Origin of the sequence: Pseudomonas sp. LRP2-20 (assembly GCF_024349685.1) — a bacterium.
Lineage (GTDB): Bacteria > Pseudomonadota > Gammaproteobacteria > Pseudomonadales > Pseudomonadaceae > Aquipseudomonas.
Genome location: NZ_AP025944.1, coordinates 1,576,530 through 1,584,751, shown reverse-complemented (window position 1 = coordinate 1,584,751; position 8,222 = coordinate 1,576,530). Strand labels below are relative to the sequence as shown.

Genomic DNA, 8,222 nt, shown 5'->3' with positions numbered 1-8,222 from the left:
GCTCAAACCTCCTCCAGTGAATTCATGAACGCTTCCATGTCGGCCCAGTCCTGGTCGGCGGTGCCGCCCAGGGCCTGCAGCTCTTGCGCCAGGGCGGCCAGGTGCGGGCGCTCGAACAGGCTGCGCATGGGCAGCGCGACGCCCAGTTCGGACTTGATCCGGGCAATGACCTGGGCCGCCAGCAACGAGTGCCCGCCCAGGTCGAAGAAGCTGTCGTCGAGGCCGACGCGGGGCACCTGCAGGACTTCCATCCAGATCGCCGCCAGCTGTTGTTCCTGCTCGCTGGCCGGCGCGCGGAAGCTGGCCTGCAACTGGCTCGGGTCAGGCGCGGGCAAGGCCTTGCGGTCGAGCTTGCCGCTGGGGGTCAGCGGCAGCTTTGCCAGCAGCACCAGGTGCGCAGGGACCATGTAGTCCGGCAGCGTCGCGCGCAGGCCCTCGCGGATCGCCTGGCGCTGCGCTTCGGCACTGGCGCCATCGGCTTCGGTGACCACATAGGCCACCAACTGCCGCCCGCCAGGCATGTCCAGGGCCAGCACCGCCGCCTCGCGTACGCCAGGGCATTGCTGCAGGCGCATCTCGATTTCGCCAAGCTCGATACGGAAGCCGCGCACCTTCACCTGATGATCGACCCGGCCGATGTACTCGATGGCGCCATTGGCGTCGAAACGGGCACGGTCACCGGTGCGGTACAGGCGCTCGCAGGGGACTTCGGGGTCGGGTAGGAAGCGTTCGGCGCTGAGCGCGGGCTGGCCGTGATAACCGCGTGCCAGGCCAGGCCCACCGATGTACAGCTCACCGATGGCGCCCGCCGGCACAGGCTGCAGCTCGCCGTCGAGGATGCACAGGCGCCGGCCGGCCAGGCCCTGGCCAATGGGAATGCCGCGCCAGGACACCTCCTGCGATGCCAGCGCCGTGCAGTCGTGGATGCTGGACACCACCGTGGCTTCGGTCGGGCCATAGGTGTTGAGCAGGCGCACGCCGCCCAGGCCAGCGCGGCGCCACAGGTCGAGGCCGTCGACCGCCATGGCTTCGCCGCCGACATGCACCTGGCGCAGTGCGCCAAACGCTTGTGGGGTGGCACGGGCGTAATCCTGCACCAGCATGTGCCAGTAGGCGGCTGGCAGGTCGGCGACGGTAATGCCGTGCTGCTGCAGTGCCTGCAGGAAACTGGCGCTGTCCCACAGGCGACTGTCGCGCAGCACCACGCGGGCACCGACACACAGCGGTGGGTAGAACTGCTCGACGAACCCGTCGAAGCTGCAGGTGGCGAACTGCAGCACCCGATCATCCACGCTCAGGCGCGAATAGTCGGTTGCCAGTTCGCAGAACTCGGCCAGCGCGCCATGACTGATGGCGACGCCCTTGGGGCGGCCGGTGGAGCCGGAGGTGTAGATCACGTAGGCCAGGTTGCCGGGCTGCAGTGCTACCTGCGGGGCATGCTCAGGTTGTGCTTCCTGCGCCTGGTCCAGGCACAGGACCTCGATACCCTCAGCCACGGGCAAGTGGTTCAGCAGGCCCGACTGAGTCAGCAGCAGGCGCAGGCCGCTGTCGGCGAAAACCTGGGCGATACGCTCGCTGGGCGCTTGCGGGTCCAGCGGCACATAGGCACCACCGGCCTTGAGCACCGCCAACAGGGCAACCCCCATGTCCAGCGAGCGCTCCAAGGCCACACCCACCAGCACCTCAGGCCCGACACCCGACTTCAGCAGGCGCTGGGCCAGGCGGTTGCTGCGGCGTTCCAGTTCGGCGTAACTCAGGCTGGCGCCCTGCCCTGCGCCGGCCAGTACCAGCGCGACCGCCTCGGGCGTGCGCGCTGCCTGTGCCTGGAAGCGCTGATGGGCCAAAGCCGTTGCCTGCGGTGCGGGTGCATGCAGTGCCCAACGCTGCAACTGGCGGCACTCTGCAGCATCGAGCACTTGCAGCTCGCCGACTCGACGTTGCGGGTCGGCGAGCACACTGCGCAGCAAGTTGCACCAATGCCCGGCCATGCGCTCGACGGTGGTGGCGTCGAACAGATCGGTGGCGTAGGTGAAGGCGGCCAACAAGCGCTCGCCTTCCTCGCGGGTCTCCAGCATCAGGTCGCTGGCGGCGGCATGGCTGCGGGCGCTGGCCACGCTCTGTTCGGCATCCAGGTGCGCCAGCTGCAGGCCGCACCCCAGGCGCATGCCCTGGATGTCGGTGACCAGGGGCTGATGGTTGTACATGACCTGGAACAGGGCGTTGTGGCTCTGGCTGCGGCTGGGCTGCAACGCCTCCAGCAGCGCATCGAACGGCAGCTCCTGATGGGCTTGCGCGCCCAGGGCGGTCTGGCGCAGCGCTTGCAACAACTGGGCGAAGGTCTGGCGGCCGTCCAGCTGGCTGCGCAGCACCTGGGTATTGACGAAGAAACCGATCAGCCCCTCGACCTCACCGCGGTTGCGGTTGGCAATCAGGCCGCCGACGCGGATGTCGCCCTGCCCGCTGTAGCGGTACAACAGGGTCTTGAAGGCCGCCAGCAGCACCACGAACAAGGTCACGCCCTGGCGCTGGGCCAACGCCTTCAGGCCATTGCGCAACTCGTTGTCGATGGCGAACTCCAGGCGCGCGCCGGCGTGGCTCGGCTGTGCCGGGCGTGGCCGGTCGGTGGGCAATTCCAGTGGCTCGTGCTCCTCGCCCAGCTGAGCCCGCCAGTAGTCGAGCTGCCGCACCTGCTCGCCGGCTTCCATCCAGCTGCGCTGCCACAGGGCGTAGTCGCGGTAGTGCACGGCCAGTGCCGGTAACTGGGCCTGGTTTCCAGCGCTGCGGGCATCCAGGCAGCGCATGAGCTCTTCGATGAGGATGTTCATCGACCAGCCGTCGGCAATGATGTGATGCAGGGTCAGCAACAGCACATGCTCATCCGCCGCCAGTTGCAGCAGCGCCACCCGCAGCAGCGGGCCCTGTCGCAGGTCGAACGGCTGGCCGGCCTCACGGGCGACTTCTTCACGGGTCCGCCGCAGGCGCTGATCCGCGTCCAGGCCGGACAGATCGACATGGCGAACCTGCACCTGGGCGCCGTCACCGACACGCTGCAGCGCCTGCCCGTCGACCTCCTCAAAGGTGGTACGCAGGCACTCGTGGCGCTGCACCAGGTCGGCAAAGGCCAGGTCCAGCGCCTGGTGATTCAGCTTGCCGAGCAGGCGCACGGCCCCCGGCAGGTTATAGGCGGCGCTGCCCGGCTCCAGCTGCCAGAGGAACCACATGCGCTGCTGGGCATAGGAGAGCTGGTCGCGGCCGGCGACACCGCTGCAGTCGGGGATCGGGTAGTGGGTGAAATCGACTTGCTCGTCGCGCAGGGCGGCGAAGAAGACACGGCGTTTTTCCAGCGGCAGTTCAATGAAGCGGCGCGCCAGCTTCAGGGATTGATCGAGGGTGCTCATAGGTCGTCCGAACCGGTGATGGGAGCCGCCCTGGGCTCCGCGATACCTGTTGAACGAATGGTTCCGGCTTGCATTTAGGCGCTGTTTGCAAAACCTCTCGCGCCCGTTTTGCGCCAGCACGCCGGTGCGCCCGAAGACGCCCCGGCGGTTGCCGCGGTGCTGCGCGGCTCAGCCCGCGCCGTGCCCCTCGGCCATCGCCACGATGACCTTGCGCTTGCCGGTGAACGTGCTGCGGGCATGGGCGGCGAGCATGTTGTCGAGCATCAGCACATCACCCTCCTGCCACGGGAAGGCGATGGTGCATTCATCCAGCACGCCGCGCACTTCGTCGAGAATCGAGTCTTCGATAGGTGAACCGTCGCCGTAGTAGACGTTGCGTGGCAGGTCTTCCTCGTCGACGATTTCCAGCAGGCTCTCGCGCACTTCAGGCGGCAGGTTGGAAACATGGAACAGGTGCGCCTGGTTGAACCACACATCTTCGCCGGTACGTGGGTGGCGGGCCACGGCCTGGCAGATCTGGCGGGTGCGCAGTTCGCCGTCATCCTTCCAGTCGCAGCTGATCGCATGGCGCTGACAGTAGGCTTCCACCACGGCCGGGTCGTCACTGTTGAACACCTGTTCCCAGGGCACATCCAGACCATTGCCGAAGTTGCGCACGTACATCAGCCCATGGCGGTTGAAGCGTTCATGGATGCGCGGGTCGATGCGGCGGAACACCTCGCGGCTGTCGGCGATCGGCGTTTCCCCTCCGCTTTCGGCGGCGATCATGCTGTAGAACCAGATCTTCATCGGCCATTCACGGGTGTAGGCCTGCTCGTTGTGCAGCGGGATCTTCTGGTGCGGCGGGTACTCGGTGGAGGTGTACACGCCTTGGGTGACGTTGCTGCGCGGGGTAGAGCCGAACTCGTAATTCAGCAGCGGGTGGCCAAAGCCGCCAGCGAAACTGCGGAAGGCCTCGGCGCCACCCACCTCGAAACCGCGAAAAAGAATGCCACCGGCGTCGAGCAAGTGGCGGTCTACCAACGCACGGATCGGCTGCAGCGCTTCGTTGAGGTCCAGGCCGGCGTGGGGTGCCTCGACCAGCAGGGGCAGGCTGCGCTGACCGGGCAGCAGTGGCCGGGCAAGCAGCTCCAGTGTGGCGCTCATGGCTGCCCCCTTACGGCTGCTGGCCGCAACGGGTTGAACAGCAATTGATTGGCATCAGGCAGCGCCTGGCTGGCCTTGAAGCAGGTGGCGGCATGCATCCTTCGACCCTCGATTAAATGACGGCAAGCTTCGGCTCGGGCGTGCGTAGCGCACGTCGGGCGTGTGCAGAGGAAACGAGGGGCAGAGGGAGGGATTTAGCGTGGATGGCGTCCCCGGCAGGAATCGAACCTGCACCAGAGTCTTAGGAGGACCCCGTTCTATCCATTAAACTACAGGGACTGAAAGCCACCGGCGATTTTGCTGAGCTGGATGCAGCAATAGCCGGACGGCGAGCATGTTAACCAGCGCGCCACCGTTTGTCATGCCTGAATCGGGCTTTTTGCACGTAGGGGTTTTCTGAGAGCCGATCAGGCAATCAACTTTTCCTGACGCAGCAGATCGAGCAAGCCCGTAACCGCCGCTGCCAATTCACCTGAATTGTCGAGGCGGTGCACCCACGGCGCTGCCTCCAATTGCAGCCGGGCATTGCGCGACAGGCGCTGATCGACTTGCTCCGGGGTTTCCCGCCCGCGGGCGAGCAAGCGCTCACGCAGCACTTCGGGTTGCACTTCAAGGCACACCGCCAACAGATCCGGGTAGCGTTCCCGCGCGGCGGGCAGATAGGCCCGCGAACCGTTGACCAGTACCGAGTGCCCTTGCGCCAGCCACTGATCCACCTGGGCCGGAATCCCGTACTCAAGGCCATTGGCCCGCCAGTGCATGGCGAATGCGCCCTCACTGCGCATTTGTGCGAAGCGTTCCGCGCTCACGCCGTGGGCTGCTTCACCCTTGGCCTCGGCGGAGCGCGTGATGACCCGACGGGCTATTTCCACCCCTGCGGCAGACAATTGCGCACGAGAAGCATCGATCAGGGAATCTTTTCCCGAACCCGATGGTCCTATCAGAAATATCAGGCGGCCTGAGGCGCCTTCTCGGGCGCTTGCGTCATGTTGCATAGCCACTATGCTCTATGGAAGGAAACCCGCGCATTCTAGGTGTTTTCTGTGTCCTTTGCTGCGTTTTACAGGTTTTTGACGGCATAAGACTGACGGTGCGGCGGGCTGGATAATGCGAAACTTTTCAAACCAGTGCTCATTTCTGATAATTGGTACTGGCAAAAAGCCTTTATCCGGCTCACTATTTGTCACAGAATTGACGCCAAGGAAACGGCGACCATGAGGCAAGATGACCTTCCAAATTTTCATGACGGTTGAACATTTTGTCGTCGCCACGGTCGTACTACCACTCCGTGCGGCCAATTTGAGAACCGCTTCCCCTGAACCAGTAAATCCGGTCAATTTATATGCGCCCAATGAAACAGGCTATTTATTCGAGCCGCACCGCTGACAAGTTCGTCGTCCGCCTGCCAGACGGGATGCGTGAGCGCATTGCCGAGGTAGCGCGCAACCATCACCGCAGCATGAACTCCGAGATCATCGCGCGCCTGGAACAGAGCCTTATCCAGGAAGGCGCGCTGGGCGACGAGCTGAGCATGCGCCTGGACAGCCCGGAGCTGTCGCTGCACGAGCGCGAGCTCCTGCAACGTTTCCGCCAGCTGTCACACCGCCAGCAGAATGCGCTGGTGGCCCTCATCGCTCACGATGTGGAAATGGCGGCCGACGCCTCCTGAGGCCGGCAGCAAGCAGATACGAAAAAGCCAGCGTAAGCTGGCTTTTTTCGTTGCGCTTCATTTGCCTTTGCACAGTGCAGTGTCTGTGGGAGCCGCGCTTGCAGCCTGCAATACTTATTTTATTTTCAGAAACCTGGGGCCGCTGTGCGGCCCATCGCCGGCAAGCGCGGCTCCCACACCACACGCGCCAACTTCAAGGCGTCAGAGCAGGAACAGCGTTGCCAGGCCCAGGAAGATAAAGAAGCCGCCGCTGTCGGTCACGGCAGTGATCATCACGCTCGAACCCATGGCCGGGTCGCGCCCCAGGCGCGTCAGGGTCATCGGAATCAGCACACCCATGAATGCCGCCAGCAACAGGTTCAGCGTCATCGCTGCGGTCATCACCACGCCCAGTGACCAGCTGCCATACAGCCAGAACGCCACCGCACCGATCACCCCGCCCCAGACCAGGCCATTGAGCAGCCCCACCGCCAGTTCCTTGCGCATCAACCGGCTGGTGTTGCCTGGCGACACCTGGTCCAGCGCCATGGCGCGGACGATCATGGTGATGGTCTGGTTACCCGAGTTGCCACCAATACCGGCAACGATCGGCATCAGCGCAGCCAGCGCCACCAGTTTCTCGATCGAGCCTTCGAACAGACCGATCACCCGCGAGGCGACGAAGGCAGTAATCAGGTTGATCGCCAGCCACGCCCAGCGGTTGCGCAGCGAACGCCAGACCGAGGCGAAGATGTCTTCCTCCTCACGCAGACCGGCCATGTTGAGGACTTCGCTTTCGCTCTCCTCACGGATCAGGTCGACCATCTCGTCGATGGTCAGACGGCCGATCAGGCGATCGCTCTTGTCCACTACCGGTGCCGAAACCAGGTCATAACGTTCGAAGGCCTGAGCGGCGTCGTAAGCATCTTCCTCAGGGTGGAAAGACACGGGGTCGGTTGCCATGACCTCCGTTACTTTCTTCTCTGGGTCGTTGACCAGCAGACGCTTGATCGGCAGTACACCCTTGAGGATGCCTTCGTAGTCGACCACGAACAGTTTGTCGGTATGGTTGGGCAGCTCTTTCAGTCGACGCAGGTAGCGCAGCACCACTTCCAGGCTGATGTCTTCGCGGATGGTAACCATCTCGAAGTCCATCAGCGCACCGACTTGCTCCTCGTCGTAGCTCAATGCCGAACGCACGCGCTCGCGCTGCTGGGCATCGAGGCTTTCCATCAGCTCGTGAACCACATCACGCGGCAGCTCTGGCGCCAGGTCGGCCAGTTCGTCGGCGTCCATTTCCTTGGCGGCAGCCAGGATCTCGTGATCGTCCATGTCGGCGATCAGCGATTGACGAACAGAGTCGGAAACTTCGAGGAGGATGTCGCCGTCGCGATCCGAGCGCACCAGCTGCCAGACCGTCAGGCGGTCTTGCAGAGGCAAGGCTTCGAGGATGTAGGCAACGTCGGCAGGGTGCAGGTCGTCCAGCTTGCGCTGCAGGTCGACCAGGTTCTGGCGGTGGACGAGGTTCTCTACCAGGTCATTGTGCTGACCTTCCTGACGGTGGGTCAGGTCTTCTACCACACGTTGACGCTGCAGCAGTTCGACCACCTGGGCCAGGCGATCCTGCAGGCTCTCTTGAGCTTTCTTTACTTCTACTTCAGTCATAGGCGAACTCCACTCCCAGCAGCGGAGCACGCCGGGAGAATCAATCAGTCAGATCTAGCTGTATGAATCTTGTTAAGGAGTAACTACTGGGTAAGTCCATGGTGGTTTTCCACAAGCCCCGGCGGGGCTGACGGGCGCAATCATACACTGCCTGGGCGGTCAGATCGCTTAAAATTTTGGCCAGAACAATCGTTTGCGTGATAAAGCTGGGACAACGCTCGAAGCCATCAGTGCGACGGCAGGCGCGCAATAAAAAACACATCAACCGCGCAAAAGTCTGTCGCGCCGGTTTCTGTGCAGTCTAGTCAGGCATCACTGACAAAACAGTGAAACAGAAAACAAAAAGCCCGCTCAATTGAGCGGGC

Annotated in this window: 5 protein-coding genes and 1 tRNA gene; 1 reads left to right on the top strand and 5 read right to left on the bottom strand. The window is 63.6% G+C overall.

Annotated features, from left to right (window positions below):
- Positions 1-2: 2 nt before the first annotated feature.
- From OCX61_RS07010 to phnN, 4 genes are all read right to left on the bottom strand, one after another.
- The gene (locus OCX61_RS07010) at positions 3-3,398 is read right to left on the bottom strand and encodes a non-ribosomal peptide synthetase (protein WP_261943158.1); all 3,396 of its coding nucleotides are present in this window, start codon (positions 3,396-3,398) and stop codon (positions 3-5) included.
- 168 nt (positions 3,399-3,566) lie between these two features.
- A complete protein-coding gene (locus OCX61_RS07005; RefSeq protein WP_261943157.1) occupies positions 3,567-4,544 on the bottom strand; it encodes a TauD/TfdA family dioxygenase in 978 nt (325 codons plus the stop codon).
- 204 nt (positions 4,545-4,748) lie between these two features.
- A tRNA-Arg gene (locus OCX61_RS07000) sits at positions 4,749-4,823 on the bottom strand.
- A 128-nt stretch (positions 4,824-4,951) separates the two neighbouring features.
- The gene (gene phnN / locus OCX61_RS06995) at positions 4,952-5,539 is read right to left on the bottom strand and encodes a phosphonate metabolism protein/1,5-bisphosphokinase (PRPP-forming) PhnN (RefSeq protein ID WP_261943156.1); all 588 of its coding nucleotides are present in this window, start codon (positions 5,537-5,539) and stop codon (positions 4,952-4,954) included.
- A 347-nt stretch (positions 5,540-5,886) separates the two neighbouring features.
- Between phnN and OCX61_RS06990 the strand changes: the two genes are divergently transcribed.
- Positions 5,887-6,213, top strand: a complete 327-nt coding sequence (locus OCX61_RS06990) for an Arc family DNA-binding protein (RefSeq protein WP_003254499.1) — start codon at positions 5,887-5,889, stop codon at positions 6,211-6,213.
- 201 nt (positions 6,214-6,414) lie between these two features.
- Here the strand turns inward: OCX61_RS06990 and mgtE are convergent, their stop codons facing one another.
- Positions 6,415-7,857 carry a magnesium transporter gene (gene mgtE, locus OCX61_RS06985; protein ID WP_261943155.1) on the bottom strand — a complete coding sequence of 481 codons (1,443 nt, stop codon included), beginning with the start codon at positions 7,855-7,857 and terminating at the stop codon, positions 6,415-6,417.
- Positions 7,858-8,222 lie beyond the last annotated feature (365 nt).